Source organism: Accumulibacter sp. (assembly GCF_023806635.1).
GTDB lineage: Bacteria > Pseudomonadota > Gammaproteobacteria > Burkholderiales > Rhodocyclaceae > Accumulibacter.
The window spans coordinates 1-21,785 of the sequence record NZ_JAMTDQ010000083.1 but is presented as its reverse complement, the minus strand read 5'-3'; the positions used below and the strand labels follow the sequence as shown (position 1 = coordinate 21,785).

The 21,785-nt window shown below is 65.9% G+C and carries 15 protein-coding genes; 10 read left to right on the top strand and 5 right to left on the bottom strand.

Translation table 11 applies throughout. The features are described 5' to 3' along the window. Positions 1-23: 23 nt before the first annotated feature. The 3 genes from NFW30_RS14395 to NFW30_RS14385 all read right to left on the bottom strand — a co-directional run bounded on the left by NFW30_RS14395 (position 24) and on the right by NFW30_RS14385 (position 6,380). Entirely contained in the window at positions 24-698 is a 675-nt protein-coding gene (locus NFW30_RS14395) for a hypothetical protein (protein ID WP_295356790.1), read from the bottom strand. Continuing rightward, the gene (locus NFW30_RS14390) at positions 671-5,287 is read right to left on the bottom strand and encodes an EAL domain-containing protein (RefSeq protein ID WP_295372310.1); all 4,617 of its coding nucleotides are present in this window, start codon (positions 5,285-5,287) and stop codon (positions 671-673) included. Before NFW30_RS14390 ends, NFW30_RS14395 begins: the two co-directional genes overlap by 28 nt. Positions 5,288-5,552: 265 nt before the next feature. Beyond that, complete coding sequence (locus tag NFW30_RS14385; RefSeq protein ID WP_295356784.1) at positions 5,553-6,380, bottom strand: formylglycine-generating enzyme family protein; 828 nt, start codon at positions 6,378-6,380, stop codon at positions 5,553-5,555. Positions 6,381-6,649: 269 nt separating this feature from the next. Here NFW30_RS14385 and NFW30_RS14380 point away from each other — a divergent pair, with 269 nt between their 5' ends. The 5 genes from NFW30_RS14380 to NFW30_RS14360 all read left to right on the top strand — a co-directional run bounded on the left by NFW30_RS14380 (position 6,650) and on the right by NFW30_RS14360 (position 12,169). Next, the gene (locus tag NFW30_RS14380) at positions 6,650-7,357 is read left to right on the top strand and encodes a TIGR04283 family arsenosugar biosynthesis glycosyltransferase (RefSeq protein WP_295356901.1); all 708 of its coding nucleotides are present in this window, start codon (positions 6,650-6,652) and stop codon (positions 7,355-7,357) included. Then, the gene (locus tag NFW30_RS14375; RefSeq protein WP_295356781.1) at positions 7,332-7,985 is read left to right on the top strand and encodes a TIGR04282 family arsenosugar biosynthesis glycosyltransferase; all 654 of its coding nucleotides are present in this window, start codon (positions 7,332-7,334) and stop codon (positions 7,983-7,985) included. Before NFW30_RS14380 ends, NFW30_RS14375 begins: the two co-directional genes overlap by 26 nt. Positions 7,986-8,097: 112 nt before the next feature. Then, complete coding sequence (moaA, locus tag NFW30_RS14370; RefSeq protein ID WP_295356778.1) at positions 8,098-9,189, top strand: GTP 3',8-cyclase MoaA; 1,092 nt, start codon at positions 8,098-8,100, stop codon at positions 9,187-9,189. Between the two features lie 78 nt (positions 9,190-9,267). Further along, positions 9,268-10,551 (top strand): gephyrin-like molybdotransferase Glp, encoded by a 1,284-nt coding sequence (glp, locus tag NFW30_RS14365; protein ID WP_295356775.1) that lies wholly within the window; start codon positions 9,268-9,270, stop codon positions 10,549-10,551. A 91-nt stretch (positions 10,552-10,642) separates the two neighbouring features. Beyond that, positions 10,643-12,169, top strand: a complete 1,527-nt coding sequence (locus tag NFW30_RS14360) for a mechanosensitive ion channel family protein (protein ID WP_295356772.1) — start codon at positions 10,643-10,645, stop codon at positions 12,167-12,169. A gap of 12 nt (positions 12,170-12,181) precedes the next feature. Here NFW30_RS14360 and NFW30_RS14355 read toward each other — a convergent pair whose 3' ends face one another. Both NFW30_RS14355 and NFW30_RS14350 read right to left on the bottom strand, forming a co-directional pair. After that, a complete protein-coding gene (locus NFW30_RS14355) occupies positions 12,182-13,288 on the bottom strand; it encodes a lipocalin-like domain-containing protein (RefSeq protein ID WP_295356770.1) in 1,107 nt (368 codons plus the stop codon). 740 nt (positions 13,289-14,028) lie between these two features. After that, complete coding sequence (locus NFW30_RS14350; RefSeq protein ID WP_295356767.1) at positions 14,029-14,634, bottom strand: plasmid pRiA4b ORF-3 family protein; 606 nt, start codon at positions 14,632-14,634, stop codon at positions 14,029-14,031. A gap of 302 nt (positions 14,635-14,936) precedes the next feature. Between NFW30_RS14350 and NFW30_RS14345 the strand changes: the two genes are divergently transcribed. The 5 genes from NFW30_RS14345 to NFW30_RS14325 all read left to right on the top strand — a co-directional run bounded on the left by NFW30_RS14345 (position 14,937) and on the right by NFW30_RS14325 (position 21,761). Then, positions 14,937-18,071, top strand: a complete 3,135-nt coding sequence (locus NFW30_RS14345; RefSeq protein WP_295356764.1) for a DUF499 domain-containing protein — start codon at positions 14,937-14,939, stop codon at positions 18,069-18,071. Positions 18,072-18,074: 3 nt separating this feature from the next. Next, on the top strand, positions 18,075-18,701 hold the full coding sequence (locus NFW30_RS14340; protein ID WP_295356761.1) for a DUF3780 domain-containing protein: 627 nt from the start codon (positions 18,075-18,077) through the stop codon (positions 18,699-18,701). Positions 18,702-18,796: 95 nt separating this feature from the next. Further along, positions 18,797-19,030 (top strand): type II toxin-antitoxin system VapB family antitoxin, encoded by a 234-nt coding sequence (vapB, locus tag NFW30_RS14335; RefSeq protein ID WP_287670474.1) that lies wholly within the window; start codon positions 18,797-18,799, stop codon positions 19,028-19,030. Continuing rightward, positions 19,027-19,428: a type II toxin-antitoxin system VapC family toxin gene (locus NFW30_RS14330; RefSeq protein WP_295356755.1), complete on the top strand. Its 402-nt coding sequence runs from the start codon at positions 19,027-19,029 to the stop codon at positions 19,426-19,428. The genes vapB and NFW30_RS14330 overlap by 4 nt, the downstream gene beginning before the upstream one ends. Then, positions 19,425-21,761: a DUF1156 domain-containing protein gene (locus tag NFW30_RS14325; protein WP_295356752.1), complete on the top strand. Its 2,337-nt coding sequence runs from the start codon at positions 19,425-19,427 to the stop codon at positions 21,759-21,761. The genes NFW30_RS14330 and NFW30_RS14325 overlap by 4 nt, the downstream gene beginning before the upstream one ends. Positions 21,762-21,785 lie beyond the last annotated feature (24 nt).

The window sequence follows — 21,785 nt, the reverse complement described above, 5'->3', positions numbered from 1 at the left end:
CGCCCAGCCGCAGGTCCGCCGCGTTACTGGCCCGCCGGCGCGACCCGCTTGCCGGAGCGCGGCGCGGGTGTCGCCGCGTGCAGGCGCGGCGGAAGTCCCCGCAGGCAGTCCGGACAGACGCCATAGACCACCATCAGGCTGCTGGCGCCCGCCAGCGACGGGTCGTTCCGGGCATCGCCAACCTCGACCCAGTCCTGGCGGAGACGAATGCGGTTGCACATGCTGCAGCGCTTGATGAAGCCGGCGGTGGAACCGCTGGCTGCGGCGACGACGGAAACCGGTTGCGGCACCGGTTCCTGCCGCAGCTGCCAGTGACGGACGTCGAGCCGGTCATCTGCCTGCGGCACGATGCTCATCTGCAGCAGGCGCCGGACTTGCGGCGAGTCGCAGCGATACGGACGACAGACTGCGCGCTGCAGCGTCCTCGCCGACATCAGCATCGTGCGCACGAACATCCGCGTCACGTCGCCGGTGATGAAGTCGTCGAGTCGGCGACCGATGATCCGCGCCGCCAAGAGGGACTGGCAGCCATTGGCCAGTGCCAGCCGGTCCCAGTCACCGGCGACGGCGACGATCGCATCGTCGGCGTCGAGGGTGTAACTCAGCGCCGGGATTTCCGGCGGCTGGCCGCTGCCGCCCGGAATCCTGTTGTCGCAAGCCTGCTGCGGCCTCAGGTCGCCGGCCGTGCCTGCAGCCATTGCGCAAACTCGTCGGCCGTCAGTGGCCGGGAATAGAGGAAGCCCTGTCCGTGGTGACAGCCCGACGCGTCGAGTTCGGCATGCTGCTCCGGTTGCTCGACTCCCTCGGCGACGACGCTCATCCCGAGGTTGCGCGCCAGGGCGATGATCGCCGAACCGATCGCCCGGTCATCGGCGCTGTTCGAGATGCCGTCGACGAAGCCGCGGGCGATCTTCAGCTCGTGGATCGGGAAGCGCTTGAGGTAGGAAAGAGACGAGAAGCCGGTGCCGAAGTCATCGATGCTGATCGTCAGACCGCAGGCGACCAGTTCGGCGAGCATTCTCTGCGCGCGGTCGAAGTCCATCAGGACGCCTTCGGTGATCTCGATGCAGATCCGCTGCGGGGCGACGCCGTGCGCGTGGACGATGCGCATCAGTTCGCCGGCCATGCCTTCCTTGCGGAAATGGCGAGCCGAGATATTGACGCTGATGCGCACGGGCGGCAGCCCGCCCGCGTCCCACGCCGCGATCTGGCGGCAGACCTCGCCGAGAACCCAGTCGTCGAGTTCGACGATCAGGTTGCTCTGCTCGGCGACCGGGATGAACTCCACCGGCTCGATCGTCTCGCCGTTGTAGTGCCAGCGGACCAGTGCCTCGGCGCCGATCAGCCGCTGGCTGTCGAGGACCACCTGCGGCTGGTAGCAGACCGTCAGCTCCCCGCTCTCGATCGTGCGCCGCAAGCCGGCCTCGAGGGTGAGGCGGCGTGCGGCATGCCTGGCGAGATCGGCAGTGAAGAAACGGAAGGCATTCTTGCCGTGATCCTTGGCGCGGTACATCGCCGAGTCGGCGTTGCGCATCAGCGCGCCGGCATCGGCGGCATCCTCGGGAAACATGCTGAGGCCGATGCTTGCACTGACGAAGCACTCGTGTTCCTCGAAGTGGTAGCTCGCACTCAGCGCGCCGAGCAGGCGCTCCGCAGTTCGCGTCGCTTCCCTGCGGTCGGTGGTCTCGAGCAGGACGACGAACTCGTCGCCACCGAGACGGGCCACCGTGTCTTCCGAACGGACGCAGTCGAGCAGCCGCAGCGCAGCCTGCTTCAGGAGGCGGTCGCCGGTGACGTGGCCAAGGGTGTCGTTGACGACCTTGAAGTTGTCCAGATCGATGAAGACGACGCCCATGCTCTGCTGCTGTCGTTCGGCGCGTGCCAGCGCGAGGTGCAGCCGGTCGTTGAACAGCGCCCGGTTGGGCAATCCCGTCAGCTCGTCATGCGTCGCCAGATACTCGATGCGCTGCTGTGACTCGCGTACCTTGGTGATGTCGCTGAACATGCCGACATAGTTCACCACCTTGCCGTTCTGGTCCTTGACCGTGTTGATCGACAACCACTCGAGGAAGGGCTCGCCGTTCCGGCGCCGGTTCCAGATCTCGCCCTGCCAGACGCCAAGCCGGTTGATGCGCTCCCACATCTCCTCATAGAGCTCGGGCGGCGTCAGGTTGCACCGCAGCAGGCTTGGCTTCTCGCCGATCACTTCCTCACGGGGGAAGCCGGTGAGTACGGTGAAGGCATCATTCACGGTCAGGATGCGCTGCTCGGTGTCGGTGACCATCACACCTTCCGATGCGCGGTCGAAGACCATCGCCGCCAGCCGCAGTCCGTCTTCGGCCTCCTTGCGCGCGGTGATGTCGGTGGCCTGGAAACACAGGCCGGTGATCGCGCCATCGTCATCCAGCAGCGGGAAGCGCACGGCCAGGAAATGACGCGGCCCGCCCGGCAGCGGCAGCGCTTCCTCGCGTTCGATTCCCTGCCGCAGGCGCATCGCTTCGAGTTCACTCTCGCGGAAGACCGCGCAGACCTCGGCCGGGAAGAGCTGCAGGTCGGTCTTGCCAATGACCTCGCCGCCGGCGAAACCGAAGGTCGCCTCGAACTTCGGATTGGCGAACTGGTAGCGCCCGGAGGCGTCCTTGACGGCCATCAGCGAAACCGAGTTGTTCATCACGGCGAGCAGCCGCACCTGCGTCTCGCGCGCCGAGCGCTCGATCTCGTAGAGGTTGGTGTTGTCGGCAAACAGCAGGATGACGCCGGCGATGCGCTGTGTGTCGCGCAACAGCGGCACGATGTGCAACGCATAGTGCCGGCGGTCGGCGTTTACGATCTGGCAGTCGAGAGCTGTCTGCGACTCGATCACCTCCTGGCTGTTCGCAACCAGATCGGGCATGCCTGGCGGCAGCGGCAGGTCGCGCAGGTGACGGCCGCTCTGTGCCGCACCCAGCTTGAAAAGCCGCGCCGCGGCGCTGTTGAAACGCTGCAGGCCGAGGTTGCGGTCGAGCACCAGCAGCGGGTAGTCGACGCTGTTCTGGATGCATTCCAGCTCGATGTTGAGTTCCTGCGTCTCGGCGGTCTTGATCTGCAGTTCCTCGTTGACCGTCGCCAGCTCCTCGTTGGTCGACTGCAGTTCCTCGTTCGATGCTTCGAGTTCCTCGTTCGAGGCCTGCATCTCCTCGTTCGACGCCTGGATTTCCTCGTTCAGCGCCTGCATCTCCTCGTTCGAGGTCTCGAGTTCCTCGACGACCGTTTGCAGGTGCTCGCGGGTCGCCGCGAGTTCATCCTCCAGTTCCTTGTCGGTGCTGTTGTTGTTGGTGTCCTCGATGGCGCTCCTGCCCGCCGCCGGCTGGATCCATTCGATGCAGACCATGAACAGTGCTTCGCTGCCCATCGCCGGCAGCGGGTGCACCGACAGGCGAACGCCGCGCGTGGCGTCGAGCGCCTTGATGTGGCGCGGACGTCCGTAGGCGACCGCCTGCTTCACCTGCGCCTGGCGCATCAGCACCTGCACTTCGGTGCGCAGTTCGCGCCGGATGAGCGAGATCAGGTCGAAGGCCGGCTTGCCGGGCGAGACGTTGAGCAGCCGGCTGGCGTCGCCGTGGATGTGGCGGATCTCGAACTTGCCGTTGATCAGGATGCTGGTCGGGATGAAGTAACGCCCGGCGGCCTCGAGCAGGATGTTCTCGAAAGCCAGCGGTGTCGCCGGCTTGCCGACCCGCTGGTGCTGGTTGAGACCGGCTGCCGGCGGTTGCATCTCGGTACGCAGCAACGGCAACCGCGTGCTTACGCCATGCCGCCGGTACAGGCGCCCATCCTTGTCCACCACCCCGAACAGCGCTTCCTGCTGGAAGATTCCCTCCGACTTGCCGAGAAAGAGATAGCCGCCGGGGTTGAGAGCGTAATGGAACACCGACAGCAACCGCGCCTGCAGCTCGCTCTGGAAGTAGATCAGGACGTTGCGACAGCTCACCAGGTCGAGCCGCAGAAACGGCGGATCCTGCACCAGGTCCTGGCGGGCGAAGATGACCACGTCGCGCAGGTTCTTGTTGATCTCGTAGCGATCGCCGTGCGGCGTGAAGTGGGCGCGGATGCGGCCACGGTCCATGTGCGCCAGGCTCGATGCGGCAAAGACGCCGCGGCGGGCGAGCGCCATCGCATCGAGATCGATGTCGGTGGCGAAGATCTGCAGCCGATACTGGTCGAAGGCAGCGCCGAGGCGCTCGGAAAACAGGATGGCCAGCGAATAGGCTTCCTCGCCGGTGGCGCAGCCGGCAACCCAGACGCGGATGTCGTCGCCGGGCTGCTTGCCGCCAAGAATCTCGGCAACCACCTTGTCGAGGCGGGCAAAGGCATCGGTGTCGCGGAAGAAGGCGGTGACCGAAATCAGGATGTCCTTGCACAGCTTGTCGAGTTCGACCGGCGTTCGGTCGACCACCTGCAGATAGTCATGCAGCGTGCTGACATGGTTGGCTGCCATCCGCCGCTCGATTCGCCGCCACAGGGTGGGCTCCTTGTACTGCGAGAAATCGACCTTGGTCCGGCTGCGCACCTTGCCGAGCAGCGTCTTCAACGTTGCCGGGGCAGTCGCAGCCTGCGTCGCGACCGGGATCAGGCCACGGTTGAGGACGATCAGGCTGATCTCGGCACCCATGTTCTCGGGCGGCAGGATCCAGTCGACGCTGCCGGTGTCGATCGCCGACTGCGGCATGCCGCTGTACTTGGCGGTCTCGGGATCCTGCGCGAAGGTGAAGCCACCCGCCGCCTTGATCGCATGGATGCCGGCAGCGCCGTCGGAACCGGTGCCGGAGAGGATGATGCCGATCGTCGACTCGCCGATCTCCTCCGCCAGCGAGGCGAAGAAGCGATTCACCGACGGCTTTGGCATCGACTCGCGGGCCGGCTCGACCAGCCGGAAGTGGCCACTCAGCAGCGTCAGATTGCGATTCGGCGGCGTGATGTAGACGGTGTTCGGTTCCGGCGACATGCCGTCCTCGATGTCGCGGACCGGCATCGTCGTCTCGCGGCCGAGCAACTGCGACATCATGCTGCGATAGGTCGGGGACAGGTGCTGGACGACGACGTAGCTGAGGCCGAGGTTCTTCGGCAGGCCGGGCAGCAGCAGGCTCAGCGCCTCGAGGCCGCCGGCCGACGCGCCGATGCCGATGATGAAAGGCCGCTCGTCGGCGCGTGCGTGTGCGCCGTCGGCGTCGGCGGGCTTCGCACTCACCGCCGCACGTCGTACGCTTGCACGCCTCTTCTTCGGTTCTTCTTCGCTGGCGATGTTCATCCGTGTCTCTTCCAGATCCATTCCAGTGTGTGTTGAAGGACTGTCCAGTTGGTCCACTGACCGGTGCCGCAAAGCGCCGGTTCCCTGCCGCTGCGGCGTTGCGCCTGCCGTGGAGCCACTCCGCCCGGTTGCCGTGGCGCCGATTGTACGCCGCTGGCGGGAGCCGGGGTGAAGACGAACACTTGCAAGCGGAGCGCGGCGTCGGCAGCGCCGACGGCGGGCATGCCATCACCGGCGCCGCCGGCGACGATTCGTCCGCAGGTCCTCAGGGGGGACCCAGGGCCAGTCGGAAACCGGTGCTGCGCGGGCGGTAGACCGGCTCGATGCGGCTGCGGGTGGCGGAGCGGGCGTAGCGTGCGGGGTCACTCCAGGTGCCGCCGCGGAGCACGCGCATCTTGCCGAAGGACGGGCCGCGCGGATCCACCTGCGGCTCCTGCGGGTAGTCGGCGTACCAGTCTTCGCACCACTCCCAGACGTTGCCGTGCATCTCGTGCAATCCCCACGCGTTGGGCGGCAACGAGGCGACCGGTAGCGGACCGTGGCGGGAGAGGCCCGGCTCGCCGCCAGGGTAGGGGAAGGCGCCGTGATAGTTCACTTCGTCGGTCGATACGGTCATGCCGAAGGAGAAGGGCGTCGTCGTCCCGGCGCGGCAGGCGTATTCCCACTCCGCCTCGCTGGGCAGGCGCGCCTGCACACCGGGCAAGCGGCGGTTGAGTTCGCCGATGAAGCGCTGCGCGTCATGCCAGGCGACGTTCTCCACCGGGTTGCGTGGATCGTCCGCGAAGTGGCTGGGATTGACGGGCCATACCGCCATCCACAGCGCCTGCGTGCAGGCGGTGTCGGCAAGCCAGAAACCGCGGCTCAAAGTCACCTCATGCAGGAACTCGGCGCTGCCGCGAGCAGCTTCGTCGACCGGCGATCCCATCCGGAAATGGCCGGGCGGGATCCAGCGGAAGGTCTGCCTGGCCCGGCCGACGGCAAGCGTCAGACGCGGCCCGAACGCGTCATCGGCCTGCCGCTCGACGCCGGGGACGGCGTAAGGTAGTCCCGCTCCGTCTGCTGTGCGGGGGCTCTGAAGGTCACGGGAACTCATCATTCGGCTTCGCTGCGATGGGCTGCGGCGCCAGCTCCTCTGCGAGCCTTCGCTGCCGCAAGGGGCACACTATACCCTGAAGCGTTGTGCGGCGAAGCGGGTTTTTTCACACCGGGCGCGCAGTCGCGGCGCAGCGTCGGCCATCGTCGCCGCGGCACGTGGCGGACGAACCGGCCGGTCGACGCTGCGCGATAATGCGGTTTGAGAAGGATGCCTCGATGACCTGTTCGCCTGCCCGAAACACTGCCGCGAGCGCGGCGCCGCCCGCGATGGCCCCGCTGGCGGCCCGGTGGCTGTCCGTGATCGTTCCCGTGCTCGACGAGGCCGCGACGATCGCGTCGCAGCTTGCTGGTCTGGCAGCGTTGCGGCGACAGGGGGCGGAACTGCTCGTGGTCGACGGTGGCAGCACCGACGAAACGCTCCGGCTGGCGCACCCGCTCGCGGACCGCGTGCTCGCTTCGGCGCGTGGCCGGGCGGCGCAGATGAACGCCGGTGCCGCTGCCAGCGGCGGTGAAGTACTGCTTTTCCTGCATGCCGACACAGGCCTGCCGCCGGCGGCTGCCGAGCTGATCCACGCCGCGCTGGCCGGCGGTGCCGTCTGGGGCCGCTTTGACGTGCGCATCGACGGTCCGCAACGCATGCTGCGCGTCGTCGAGCGGATGATGAACTGGCGTTCGCGACTGACCGGAATCGCTACGGGCGACCAGGCCGTCTTCGTCCGCCGAGAGGTCTTCGAGCGGATTGGCGGCTTTCCCGACCTGCCGTTGATGGAGGACATCGCGCTGGCGAAGCGCCTGCGGCGGGTGGGGCGCCCGGCCTGCCTGCGCCAGCCGGTGCGCACCTCTGCCCGCCGCTGGCAGAAGCACGGCGTTCTGCGCACGATCCTGCTGATGTGGCGCCTGCGCGCGAGCTACTTCTTCGGCGCCGATCCGCGGCGCCTGGCGATACGCTATGGTTACTCGCCGCGCGACGACTGACGAGGTCGCCATCGCCGTCTTCAGCCGGGCCCCTGTGGCCGGAGAGACGAAAACGCGGCTGATTCCGGCGCTCGGCGCAGTCGCTGCCGCCCGCCTGCAGCGCCAGCTGACGCTACGCGCGCTGGCGGTGGCGCAGCGGGCGGCGATCGGCAGCGTCTGCCTGTGGTGCGCACCGGACGAGCGGCAGCGCTTCTTCCGCGCCGTGCACCGGCGTTGCCGTGTCGCGCTGCGCCCGCAGGCAGCCGGCGATCTCGGTCAGCGGATGGCTGCCGCCTTTGCCGCCGACAGCGGGCCGCTGCTGCTGATCGGCTGTGACTGCCCGGCGCTGCGGCCGGCCGATCTGCAGGCCGCAGCCGCCGCGCTGCGCGACGAGGCGGCGGGCGGCCCTGACGCGGTCTTCATCCCGGCGGAGGATGGCGGCTACGTACTCATCGGCCTGCGCCGTCCACAGCCCTCGCTGTTCGCCGGCATCGACTGGGGCGGCGAACGGGTGATGGCGCAGACGCGCGCGCGCCTGGCCAGCGCCGGCCTGCGCTGGCTCGAGCTGCCGGCTCTGTGGGATGTCGATCGAGTGGAGGATCTGTGGCGCCTGGCGGGCTTCGAGGAGCTGGCTGCCTGGAGCGGCTGATCGCCCGCCGGCGCCGCTGGCGGCGGGCCGTCGGCGGGCGAAGTGGGCTATAATCCGCGGCCACGGTTTCCTCCCTTTCCTTCTCACCGGCACACCCGCGGGAGTCTCGCCGATGCGCCTTGAATCGCTGCCACCAGACGTCGTTGCCGAGCCGCCGGCCGGCGGCGAGGCTGCTGCGTCTTCGGAGCCCTTGACCGGCGGCCAGGCCCTGGCGGCGACACCGCTCGTCGACAGGTATGGGCGGCGGGTCAGCTACATCCGGCTGTCGATCACCGACCGCTGCGACTTCCGCTGCAACTACTGCATGGCCGAGGAAATGGAGTTCCTGCCGCGCGCGCAGGTGCTGACGCTCGAGGAGTGCCTGCGCGTTGCCTGCACCTTCGTCGAACTCGGCGTCAACAAGGTGCGGATCACCGGCGGCGAACCGCTCGTGCGACACGACGTCGTCTGGCTGCTGCAGCGGATCGCGCGCCTGCCGGGCCTGCGCGAGTTGGTGTTGACGACCAACGGCTCGCAACTGGAACGCTTCGCAGCGGACCTGCGGACGGCCGGTGTCAGGCGGATCAACATCAGCCTCGATACCCTGCAGCCGGGGCGCTTCCGGGAGATCACCCGCGTCGGCGACCTGGCGAAGGTCCTGCGTGGCCTCGACGCGGCGCAGGCGGCCGGCTTCGAACGGCTGAAGATCAACACGGTGATGATCCGCAGGGTGAACGACGACGAGCTGGTCGATCTTCTCGACTTCGCCGTCGGGCGCGGCGTCGACATCTCGTTCATCGAGCAGATGCCGCTGGGCGATGTCGGCCATGCGCGCGACGAACGCTTCTTCGGCAGCGACGAAGCGCTTGCCCGGCTGCAGGCGCGGCACGTCCTCGTGCCTTCCGCCGAAAGTAGCGGCGGCCCGGCGCGCTACTGGCGGATACCGGGCAGCCAGACGCGTGTCGGTTTCATCTCGCCGCACAGCCACAATTTCTGCGACAGCTGCAACCGGGTTCGCATCACCGCCCGCGGCGAGCTCTACCCCTGTCTCGGCAGCAATGGCGCCGTGCCGCTGCTGCCGGTGCTGCGCGCGCACCCGATCGACCCGCAGCCGTTGCGTGCGGCGATCGTCCAGGGGATGGGAATCAAGGCGAAGGGACATGATTTCGCCAGCCAGATGGACTCGCCGCAGGTGCTTCGCTTCATGTCGATGACCGGTGGCTGAGCGCTCGGGACGAACGCGTCGCAGGCTGGCCGCCATGCCCGGAGCGCGCGGACGAGCAGACCGGTCGGATGGACGGCCATGAGCCTTTCCTCGCGTTTCAGTTGCCTTGATGGACACGACCCGGATGCCCTGACGGTCGAGCAGGCACGCGCCTTCATCCACAGCCAGCTGCGGCCGCGACTGGCTGGCGAGCGCGTCGCGCTGCGCGCCGCGCTCGGTCGCGTTCTGGCGCGCGACCTGATCGCGCCGTGCAACGTTCCCGCTGCCGACAACTCGGCCATGGATGGCTATGCCCTGCGCCACGCCGACCTCGACGATGTCGGCACGACGTCGCTGCGCGTCGTTGGCACTGCCCTGGCCGGTCGCCCCTGCGCCGGGGCGGTGGCGGCCGGCGAGTGCGTGCGCATCATGACGGGCGCGGTCCCGCCGCCGGGCTGCGATACCGTCGTGATGCAGGAAGTCGCCCGCGTCGATGGTGAGCGTGTCCTCATCCCCGGCGGCCAGCGCAAGGGCCAGAACATCCGCCTGGCGGGCGAGGATCTGGCGCGCGGCAGGCCGGCGCTGACCGCCGGGCGGCTGATCCGCCCCGCCGAACTCGGCTTGGTGGCCTCGCTGGGATTCGCCGAAATCAGCGTCTTCCGCCGCCTGCGGGTCTCCTTCTTCTCCACCGGCGACGAACTGTCCTCGATCGGCACGCCACTCGCGGAAGGCGAGGTCTACGACAGCAACCGTTACACCCTGTTCGGCATGCTCAGCCGACTCGGCTGCGAGTTGCTCGATCTCGGCGTCGTCGCCGACGATCCGCAACTCCTCGCCGAGACCTTCCGCCAGGCGGCTGCGGCGGCCGACGTGGTGATCAGCAGTGGCGGGGTGTCGGTCGGCGAGGCCGATTTCGTCAAGCCGCTGATGGCCGAGCTGGGCGAAGTCCTGTTCTGGAAGATCGCCATGAAACCCGGGCGGCCTCTGGCCTTTGGCCGCATCGGCGGGGCTGCCGGCGGTGCCGACGGCGGCGCCTGGTTGTTCGGGCTGCCGGGAAATCCGGTGGCGGTGATGGTGACTTTCTACCAGTTCGTCCGCGCGGCGCTGTACCGGCTGATGGGTGCCGATCCGCTGCCCCTCGAGCCGCTGCTGCCGGCGTTGTGCGAGCAAGGCCTGAAGAAGGCGCCGGGGCGCAGCGAATACCAGCGCGGCATCCTCAGCCACGCGGCCGGCCGCTGGCGTGTCCGGCCGGCCGCCGCCCAGGGCTCGGGAGTCCTGCGCTCGATGACCGAGGCAAACTGTTTCATCGTCCTCGGGCACGAGCGCGGGCCGGTTGCTGCCGGCGATGTCGTCGAGGTACAACCCTTCGACGGCCTGATCTGATTTCTCGCGGACAGGGGATGGCGCCGGCCATGGCGGTCGCGCCGGGGCGACATGGAGGCAGGATGGTGACCGGTCGATTGGATGAGGCGCGATGGACCTGATGCTGCAGAGGATCTGGGCCTACTTCTGGCTGCCCGAGACGAAGTACATCATCGCGGCCGCGGTCGGCGTGACGCTGCTCTCTGTCCAGTTGCTGGCCAAGGAACGGCGGCGAGTGGCGGCGACCTTCGTCGCCTTCGTCCTCTGCCTGCTCGGCCAGCTCATCGGCGCCGTGCTCGAAGCACTCGACTACTCGCGGCTGGCGGTGATGGTGCACGAGCTTTTCGTCATCGGCTCGGGCATGGCGCTGTTCCGGCTGCTGGCGATCTTCGTCTTCCGGGCGATCCTGCCGCGCGTCGGCATCGTCGTCGCGCGCATCGCCGAGGACATCAGCGTGCTGCTGGTCTATGCGCTGTTCATCGTCGCCCGGCTGCACTTCGTCGGCCTCGATCCATCGAGCCTGCTGACCACGTCGGCAGTCATCACCGCCGTGCTCGCCCTGGCCATGCAGGACACGCTGGGCAACATCCTGGCCGGCGTCGCGCTGCAGCTCGACAACTCGCTGCGCACCGGCGACTGGATCCGCATCGACGACATCAACGGTCGCGTGGCGCAGGTGCGCTGGCGGCAAACGACGATCCGGACACGCAACGGTGAGGTGGTGGTGGTGCCGAACAGCCAGTTGATGCGTGGCCGTTTCACCGTCTATGGCCGCGAGGAGGTCGCGAGCTGGCCGTGGCGGCGCTGGCTGTGGTTCAACCTGACCTACGATTCGCCACCGACGCAGGTGATCGCTGCCGTCGAAAAGGCGATCAGCGTCGCCGAGATACCCAACGTGGCCGACGATCCCAAGCCATCCTGCGTGCTCATGGAATTCGGCCCGGGTTACGCCCGCTACGCGCTGCGCTACTGGATGATCGATCCGCAGGCCGACGACCCGACCGACTCGGCGGTACGCGTGCACCTGCTCGCCGCCCTGCAGCGTGGTGGCATGGAACTGGCCGTGCCGGAGCAGTCGCTGCTGGTGACCAAGGAAAACGCGGCGTATCGCATGTCGATCGAGCGCCGTGCCGGCGAACGGCGACTGGCCGATCTGCGCGGCTTCGAGATCTTCGCCAGCCTGCAGGAAGACGAGCTGCTGACCATCAGCCAGCACCTGATCCATGCGCCCTTCGTCAGTGGTGACGTGATCTACCGGCAGGGTGACGTCGCCCACTGGCTCTATCTGCTGACCGCCGGCGAGGCGGACGTGTGGCTCGAGTTTCCGCAGCAGCCACGACAGCTGTTCCGCACCATCGCCGCCGGCAGTACCTTTGGCGAGCGCGGCGTCCTGACCGGCGAACTGCGCCGCGACACCGTCATCGCCCGCAGCGACCTCGTCTGCTACCGCCTCGACCAGGCGACGGTCGAGCAACTCGTCCAGTCGCGGCCGCAGATCGCCGAGGCGTTCGCCGGCATCCTCGCCCGCCGCGAGCAGGAGATCGACGAGTTCTCGCAACGTTACGTCGAGATGCCGCCGGGCGGGACGAAGGCCGAGGCAGGCATGCTGGACAGGATTCGCACCTTCCTCGGGCTGTGACTGTTGCCGGCATCAGTTCGCTCCGCCTCCTCCAGCTTCGCCGCCGACGCGCAGGCGACCCGCATAGCCGGTCATTTCGAGATAGCCGCGACCGGCGAGGCTGCCATCGACGCGCACCAGGCCCTCCCAGTAGCTCACCGGCGTCGGCACGGTCGTTGACAGCTCCTGATCGTCGATGACCGGGCGTGTGCGGATGCGCTGCTCGCCGAAGCGGACCTCGATCTCTACCGGATAGCGGGCGCCGTTGCGCGGCGATTGCCAATGGCGCAGCGGCGTGAAGTCGACCTCGTCGCTGGCGAACTGCCGCAAGCGACCGCCGGCATCGCGCCAGGCGGCGTGCGCGTAGAGCGTCGTCCCGGCTGCGTCGCGCATGCGGAAGGCCATCAGCGCACCGCCATCGGCCAGGTTGATTCCCAGCCAGTCCCAGCCGACCGCGCCGTCGCCGAGCAGCACGGTCGACCATTCGTGGTCAAACCAGGCGCGGCCGTCGACCGCTTGCCGGCGGCCCTGGCGCAGCAGCGTCCCGCTGACCAGCAACTGCGGCCAACTGACGTAGTGGCTGGCCAAACCGGGTGCGTGCCCCTTGCGTGAATGGCCGCCGTCACCCTGCAGCAGCAGCGGTTGCGATGGAGTGAGCGACAGATCCCAGGCGAAGGACGGGCTCTGCATGCGCAACCGCAACGACTGCCGGCCGCTGCTCTCCTGCCGCAACATGCGCCAGGCACCGATGCTGACGTCCAGGTCGTGGCTGGCGAAACGCGCACCCAGGCCGGCACGGGCGGCACGCTCGACGTGCTGCAGGCCCTCGCCGGGGACGGTCAGCGCGGCGTGCGCGAAGACGATCTGGCGCGCGGCGATCGGCGATCGCAGGCCTTCGGCGATTCCCGGCCGGCTGCGGAAGAAGGTGAACTGGAAACCGACATCGGGCTGCGGTGCGTCGAGTGCACCCGTGACATACCACCACTCGGTGCGAAAGGCGGGGTGGGCACCGTGATCGCGCGGGAAGGCCAACTCGGCACCGGCTTCGACGGCCGGGTAGTCGACGGTTGCCGCAACCGCCGCCGCGCTGCTCAGGCTCGGCAAGAGCAGCGGAGTGGCGAGGAAGCTGCGACGGTGCATGGTGCGGCCCTTGCCGTCAGCGGGCTGGCAGCAACCGGCGGGACGGGGCGCTCAGGCGGGGGGCTGCCGTCATCGCGCCGGGAGGGCGCCAAGAGGACTGCATGCGCCTCGTCGATGGCTGCGACACTGCCGTCTCCCGCCGTCGCTGTCGCGACCCCTGTGGGACCGAGTCCGCGCAGCGCCGTGTGCAGATCCGCCGGGCGATGCCTGCGGGGGGGGCCGTCGGACGCCGACTTCACCGCAGGCGTCGCCTACTTCGAGGGTATGCAGGTGCCTTTCGTCATTTGCGAACTGAGCAGACCCAAGGCCTCGCTCGTGGCACCTGACTTCTTGCTCTGACTGTACGTTTCAGACCACTCTTTTCGCATTTGAGACTCGGCGGCAAGACAATCGGACAGGCTGTTGAAAATGAGGTCCGTCCTGACGGGCGTATTCAATACGATTGCAACCAACAGCCATTTCATGTTCGCTCCCTGGTTCTTCGCTCGAGCCCGACATCCGCCTCCTTCTCTGTGGATTTCTGCGGACGCCCGGAAAGTCCCTCGACAGGAATCGAACAAGTGCGCAAAGAACCGCAAGTGCAGATGGATACGGATCGTCGTTGGCCAATCATACCCCAAAATGTACCCCACGCCGCACTGACGCGCGTTCGTCGTTGCGTCGTCCAATGGTTGCCGATGTGTCACCGGCCGGGCGTGCTGGTGACGATGGCTCGGAATGCCGCGCCACATTCACCCGCCTCACTTGACCCAGCCATTCCAGAACATGCGGTCGATCGCCGCATTCGCCGCCGGGCGATCGAAGCGGGCGGGATCGAAGTCGAGCCCGGCCCAGGTGCGGACGTCCTCGGTCTGTTCGCCGTAGGGGTCGTGCTCCCAGCGCGCCAGAAAGTCCTGGTACGCATCGATGCCGCCAGCGTCCTCGGGGGGACACGCGCGCGCTCCGCTCTCGACCCGGGCGACACATCCATCGCCATGGCGATCGCCGACGTCCTTCACCTGCTCGACGCTCAAGCGATGCTTCCAGCCGTCGCCAAAGTCGTAGAGATAGGTGAAGGTGGTGCCTGTGCCGAGCAGGCGGTTGAGGCGGACGCTCTTCTCGATTGCGGTCGGCCGGTCGGGGTTGTCGTACTCCGGGTCCGGGACGCCGATGCTCCGTTCACCGACCCGAAACTCGTGCAGGTGCGCGTCGTGCCAGCCCATCGCGGCCTGGATGACGTGGTGGAGTACCGCGAAGCTCGCGTGACCGCTGATCACGATCCGGCGCCAGATCAGCGGCTGGCTGTCGACCAGTTCGATCCTCAGGGTGAAGACGGTTCGCGCGGGTTTCTTCGATGCGGTGGCCACGGCAGATCCTTGATCAGTGTTTCGCTCATTTTACGGAATCCTGGCCCATGCCCCAATCGATCCGCGACGAGAGTTGTCCCCGGCTCCATCAGGAAGTGGAGGATGCGAACAGCGTGGGCGTGAGACAGGAGGTACTGCTGGTCTCTCGGCTCCAACTCCTACTTGTCGAAGGATCTCCACGGCGGACGTGATCTCGGCGTGCGCCCTGGCAGCACATCACCGTCAAGAGTCTGTTAACCTAGCGTCCTCTTCTGCGCGCCTTTCTCAACGAGCTTTCGTTCAATCGTGTTCGACGACGATCCATGACACTCAAGACTCTTTGCAATCCCCGAGCCTCCGTCTTTGCCGCTGACCGCCGGGCCACGGTTCTCAGCCTCGATACGTTCCTCAAGGGTCAGGTTCACGGTTCCGAGTTTTTCGACGAGAACTACTTCACCAATGGCATGGTGACCCTGGTTGATCGTGCGTTTCGGCACCTCGCAGGCTCCGGGGCCGGTTCGTCGGTTTTTCTGCTGTCGCAGGCGATGGGGGGCGGCAAGACGCACAGCATGATCGGGCTTGGTTTGCTCGCACGTGATCCGGAGTTGCGTCGCCACGTTCTGGGCAGCAAGGATCCGGCACCGAAATTGGGGCGCTGTCGTGTGGTGGGTTTCAATGGGCGCAACACCGATGCCGCCGGAGGTATCTGGGGGTCTGTCGCCGAACAACTTGGCAAGGCGGTTCAATTTACCCGCTATGTGTCGCCGCTGCTCAGCGCGCCTGGCCCGGAGGCCTGGAAACAGTTGCTCGGTGGCGACCCGTTGGTGCTTTTTCTGGACGAGTTGCCACCGTACCTTGAATACGCGGTGACGGTTCCGGTCGGCAATGGCGATCTGGCTGTCGTCACGACCACGGCGCTCGGCAATCTCTTTGTCGCCGTTGCCGAGATGGACAACGTTTGCCTTGTTCTGTCCGATCTTGCCGGAAGCAATTTCAGCCTCGGCCAGGCGAACCTGCAGGCGGCGTTTGACCGTGCCGTCAAGGGTATCTCCTCAGAGTCTCGTCGGATTGCCGTCCCGATCACCCCGGTGAATCCGAACGGTGACGAGCTTTATCACATCCTGCGTAAACCGCTGTTCGAGAGCGTTGCGTCCCAGGCAGACAGCGAGCGGGTTGCCGCTGCCTACCGGGATGCGCTGCGCGAGGCGGTGCGCATGAACCTGACCTCCACCACGCCGGAAACACTCTATACGCGGGTGATCGATGCCTACCCCTTTCATCCCGATTTGCGTGAGCTTGTCGGCAAGTTCAAGGAAAACGAAGGCTTTCAACAAACCCGTGGGGTCATCCGCCTGATGCAGATGGTGGTCTCCGACCTCTGGAAATCCGGCAAGGCAGCGGCGAAGGACCTGATCAGTCCATACGATATTGATTTCAACGTCGACGAGATCGCTTCCGAGATCCGTACCATCAATCCCTCGTTGAGTGAAGCCATAGCGCATGACATCGCGCACGGTGGTGACTCCGAAGTCGAGCAGATCGACCGGGCCAATGGGAACGCCGACGCCTCCGAGGCGGCGCGCGTCATTCTGGTCGCCTCCCTCTCCAGTACGCCGGGCGCCATTCACGGGCTGCGCGAGTATCAACTGGTCGATTGTCTGCAGCGGCCCGGTCGTGACCTCTCCACCTTCAAGGCCAACGTCCTCGACAAGCTGGCAACGCGTGCCTGGTATCTCCACAGTTCAGCGGACGGTCGCCTGTTCTTCAAGAACCAGCAGAATCTCGCCGCCAAGCTGCGGTCAACGGCGCTCTCATTGCACGCCGAAACCGTCGACCGGATGCTCCGCGAACACCTGGAGTCGTACTTTTCCGCTTCGCTCAGAGACTGCTACCAGGTCGTCAAAGTCCTGCCCCCGCCGGACGAAGTTCAGGTCGATCAGGAAAAGACCACCCTGGTCATCGTACGGCCTGGCGGCCAGGCAAACCAGTTGCCCATCTCCGCGGACTGGCAGGCGTGGTGGGGTCAGCAACAGTACAAGAATCGCGTCCTCTTCATCACCGGCTCGCGCGACACTTTCCAGAAGGTGCTCGATTCGGCGCGGCAGACTCGTGCCCTGCAAAGCATTGACGACGAGCTCAGAGCGGAGAACACGCCGGCGGACGATCCGCAGTGGCGCGCCCTCGATGTGCTCCGCGACCGCGTCAGTCTGCAATTCACCGCCGCGCTGAAGGAAGCCTTCGACCAGATCGCTTATCCGTCGATCAGTTCCGCACTGCGAGCCACCGGCACCGATCTCGCTTTCGCCGGCAACCAGAGCGGCGAAGCCACCATCCGCAAGACCCTCGAGGGCGCGCAGAAATTCACCACCAGGATCGACGACGAGAGCTTCCGCACGCGGGCCGAGGTTCGCCTGTTCGGTTCGGCGCAGAGCAAAGTCGTCCTGTGGTCAGACTTCAAGCGCGCTGCCGCGGTCAATACCAACTGGCCACTGCACAAGATTTCAGCGCTCGATGACCTCAAAGCCGACTGTGTTCGCCGCGGGCTCTGGCGCGAAGAAGGCAATCACATCCGCCGCGGCCCGTTTCCCCCGCCCGTCCCCGAGGTTTCTCTTCGCGAACTCTCGGTGCAGGAAGACGGCGACGGTCACACCTATCTGAAGATCGAACCGCTGCATGCGCCGTGTCTCGTCTATGAGACCGGTGACTCGGACCCCACCAGCGCTTCCAGTCCCGTGCCGACGCCAAGCCGCTTTGAAGCTGTGGGCCTGCGTTATCGTTTCCTCGCCTTCGATCCTGCCGACATGGCTCGTGTCAGTGCGGTGAAGGAATGGTCTGCAAAGCTCCGGCTCAAGTATCAGCTTCACAACCGGGGTAGTCATCACGAAGTCGAGTTGCTGGCCCTGCCGAGGACCAACGGGGTCACCGTCCGCTACAGCACGGATGGTTCCTCGCCAACCAGTGCAGGCTCTGCGACTTACGATGGGCCATTCCGCGTGCCGGCGAATTGTCGCGTGGTGTGCGCCATGGCGGTATCAAGCGCCTATGACATGAACTCCGAGACGCTGCGGATCAGCATCCCACAGCAAGGACGGGCGGAACGCCCACCCATAGACCCCGGACTCCCGGCCCGCTGGAACCAGCAAACGAAGCTTGATGACGCCGGCGCGGTTTGGGACTTCATCCAGCGATTGGCGTCAGCCAGCGGTGTCCGGGCGCACGACATCAGCCTCACGGCGGAGAGCAGCGATGGGCAGCAGAACGTCGACTATTCCGGAGCATTGGACGACGGCTACGATGCTGCTGCAGCAAGAGCGGTCGCCGAGAAGCTCCAGGAGATCGTCCAAGACGGCAGCCTGCGCATGACTGCGGGCTCTCTCGCGTTTCCTACCGGGCAGGCGCTGCTCGACTGGCTCAAGACCACCAATCAGCCGTTCGACGTTGCCAAAGTGAGCCAGTAGGCGATGGCAGGCTCTCCCTCATCACCCACACGCAAAGTCGTCGGTCTCGGTTTTCTGCCGGACGAAGCCCGCCATGGCTTCCTGATCGACATCCCGATGGGTAGCGGCGCCAGTGGACTCATCTGCATCACCGAGCATCGCGGCAACGACCTCGACCATCTGGGAGCGCGCGCGGTGGATGCGCCGTCCCCCAACGATCCGGCACTGCGTGTGGTCATCGACCGCAACCGCTGGCTGGCGCTGGCCCCAGCCTTTTGGGAGGAGGCCAACCGCCGCCTGCGCGCCAACGGCCTGCCGGCAGCCAGGTTTCAGAAGAACCCTGGCAGGGCGGTGCCAGTGCATCCGTCGCTGGGCAAGGAACTCTGCATCCTCTGCTGGGCGGTGGAAGACGCCTCGCCCGACGACATCCCGAACGCCCTGCACAACTGGGAAGCGCTGGCACCCGAAGAGCGCTGGTGGCTCTACACCATGACCGTGGCGACCACCGGCCAGGCGATGCAGAAGGGTATCGGCTGGCGCAAGGCGCTACGCGCCGCCATTGCGGACAACCCGTTCGTCAAGGGTGAGGGACTGTCGCCCAGGGCGCGCCGCGAACTGCTCGGGCATTCGCAGCTCTCACTTTTCCTCTGAATCCCTGGATGACGCTCTGATCCGTTGCTCGATCTTCGGCTGACACTGCGAGAAAAAGTAGCTATCATTGGTCATTACCTTTTTCGGGGTTTCACATGGATACCGCACGCCTTTTTCGATCGGGCCGCAGCCAGGCCGTTCGGCTTCCCAAGGAATACCGGTTTGCCGGCACCGAAGTGGTGGTGCAGCACTTTGGCAATGGCGTCCTCCTGCTACCTATGGATGACCCCTGGCAAACGCTGGAAACCGCGCTGTCGTTGTTCGAGCCTGGCTTTGTCATGACACGGGAGCAGCCGGCAACGCAGGATCGTGCCGAGATTGCCGCATGATTCTGCTTGACACCAATATCTGCATTTACATCATCAACACCAGACCGCCCGAAGTGCTGGCACGTTTTCATCAGTACCGACTGGGTGACATCGGGCTGTCGAGTGTGGTGGCTGCGGAGCTTGCGTTTGGTGTGGCCAAGAGCGCCTCGGTGCGCAATCGCCAGGCGCTGGAAATGTTTCTGGCTCCACTGGAAGTTCTCCCTTTTGGTAGGGCGGCCATGTGGGCTTATGGCGATTTGCGCGCTGACCTGGAGCGCAGGGGGGAACCCATCGGCTCAATGGACACCCTGATTGCCGCGCATGCACTGAGCGTCAATGCCGTGCTGGTCACCAACAACACGCGCGAGTTTTCCAGAGTCCGGGGTCTGCAACTGGAAAACTGGGCGGCTGGCGAATGAGCACCTTCATTGAAACGCAGTTCCCCATCGCCCGCCTTTCGGCCGAGGCCTACAAGGAGCGCAAGGCGAACAACGGGCAGACGCTCACCCGTCTCGGCAAGTGGTGGGGGCGCAAGCCGCTCATCCTCGTTCGTGCGTCCATCCTCGGCATGTTGATGCCTGCTTCTGCCAATCCAGTAAGGGATCGGGAGATTTTCCTCAAGATTCTAACCATGGATGACGACGGTACCTGGCAGCGCAATAAAGGAAGAATCAGAGACCGTGCCACATTCGACGCCCTGAATTACGCCGAACGTCTCAAAGACTGTGAGCGGCCGGAGAACATTCCTGGACCAACGGTGGAAGCCTGGGCAGAGATCAACGTCCACCTCGGCACCAGGGCCACGAACCTTGCCGAACTGGTCGGGCAGCTTGGCCGGCGCAGCTTCGGCCACACGCCGCGCGTCGGCGATGCCTTCTGCGGCGGGGGTTCGATTCCGTTCGAGGCGGCTCGCATCGGCTGCAACGCCTTCGGCTCCGACCTCAATCCGGTCGCCGGTCTGCTGACCTGGGCCAGCCTAAACCTCCTCGGTGGCGGTAAGGAAGTACAGGAAGAAGTCATGCGCGTGCAGGCCGAGGCGCTGGCTGCCGCCGACCGGCAAGTCACCGAATGGGGCATCGAGCACAATGCGCAAGGCGAACGCGCCGACGCCTACCTCTACTGTGTGGAGGTCAAGCCGGAGGGTTGCGATTACTTCATCCCGCTCGCTCCCAGTTGGCTGGTCGGCGAAAAATCGAAGGTCGTCGCCCGCTGGCAACGCTCCTCCGGGTCGGAACAGCTTACGCCTGAGATCGCGGTCGTGTCTGATGGTGAACTGAACCTGTACAAGGCAAAGAAAGGCGCCACGGTAGTAGACAGCCGCGTCGTCGATCCCTTCGATCCCGGCCGCTCCTGGTCGGTGGAAGCGCTGCGCGGCCCGGAAGGTCTGCGGCGCTGGAGCAACGATGACCTCGCGCCCCGCCCGGGCGATGTGTTTCAGGAACGGCTTTATTGTGTCCGCTGGGTTGGCACGGATGGGGGGCGCCGTTACGCGGCACCCGACGACGCGGATCTGGCCCGTGAAGCGAGAGTGCTTGAACTGCTGCGCCAGCGATTTGCCGACTGGCAGCGCGAGGGCTTTATTCCTTCCAAGTCGATTCCCGAAGGTGGCGACAAGACCGACGAGCCTATCCGCACTCGAGGCTGGACCCACTGGCACCACCTGTTCACGCCGCGGCAGTTGTTGATAATCGGGCTATTGGCCGAACAATCCGGAGCCTTGTCGAATGGCAGGGAGAAGGGCGCGGCTATACTGCTGGGCATAGGACGACTTTCTAACTGGAGTTCCAGGCTTTGTCGTTGGCACACGGGCCTCGCTCACGATAAAGGCGAAGATGTGTTCAGTAATCAAGCCCTGAACACCCTTTTCAATTACTGCTGTCGCCCTCTTGAACCTCTGCGCGCCTCTTGGCCCATTATGGACGACTATGGTCCGGGCTTGGTTGGAACTGGCTTCGTAAACGTCTGCGACGCCCGCGACCTCCACGAGACCTGCGACCTGTGGATCACCGATCCACCCTACGCTGACGCCGTCAACTACCACGAACTCGGCGACTTCTTCCTCGCATGGTACGACAAGCAACTCTCCAAGGCCTTTCCCGAATGGACACCAGACGCCCGCGCCGAACTGGCCGTGCGCGGTGATGGCGAAGACTTCCGTCGCTCGATGGTCGAGATCTACCGCAATCTCGCCCGCCACATGCCGGACAACGGCTTGCAGATGGTCATGTTCACCCACCAGAATCCGGCCGTCTGGGCCGATCTCGGCATGATCCTCTGGGCCGCCGGACTCAAGGCCACCGCGGCCTGGACGATCAGCACCGAGACCGAAGCGGTCGGCATCAAGAAGGGCAACTACGTGCAGGGCACCGTCTGCCTGGTCCTGCGCAAGCGCATCGCCAACGAACCCGGATTTCTCGACGAGGTTTATCCGATGGTCGAGGACGAAGTGAAACGCCAGATCGCGTCGATGCAGGCCCTCGACGAAGACGGCGAACCCAATTTCAACGATGCCGACTACCAACTCGCGGCCTACGCCGCTGCGCTCAAGGTGCTCACCCAGTATGGCAACCTCGATGGCAAGGATGTCGAGCACGAAGTCTTTGCGGTGCGGGCGAAGAACGAGAAGAGCGACTTCCAGACCGTCATCGAGCGCGCCCTTGGCATCGCCTGCGACACGCTCGTCCCGCGCGGGCTGGACGCCTCGTGGCGCGAGTTGTCGCTCGTGTTACGTCTTCCTCTCCCAGAGGGCTGAGGCGCTCGCTCATCCCGCGAACGG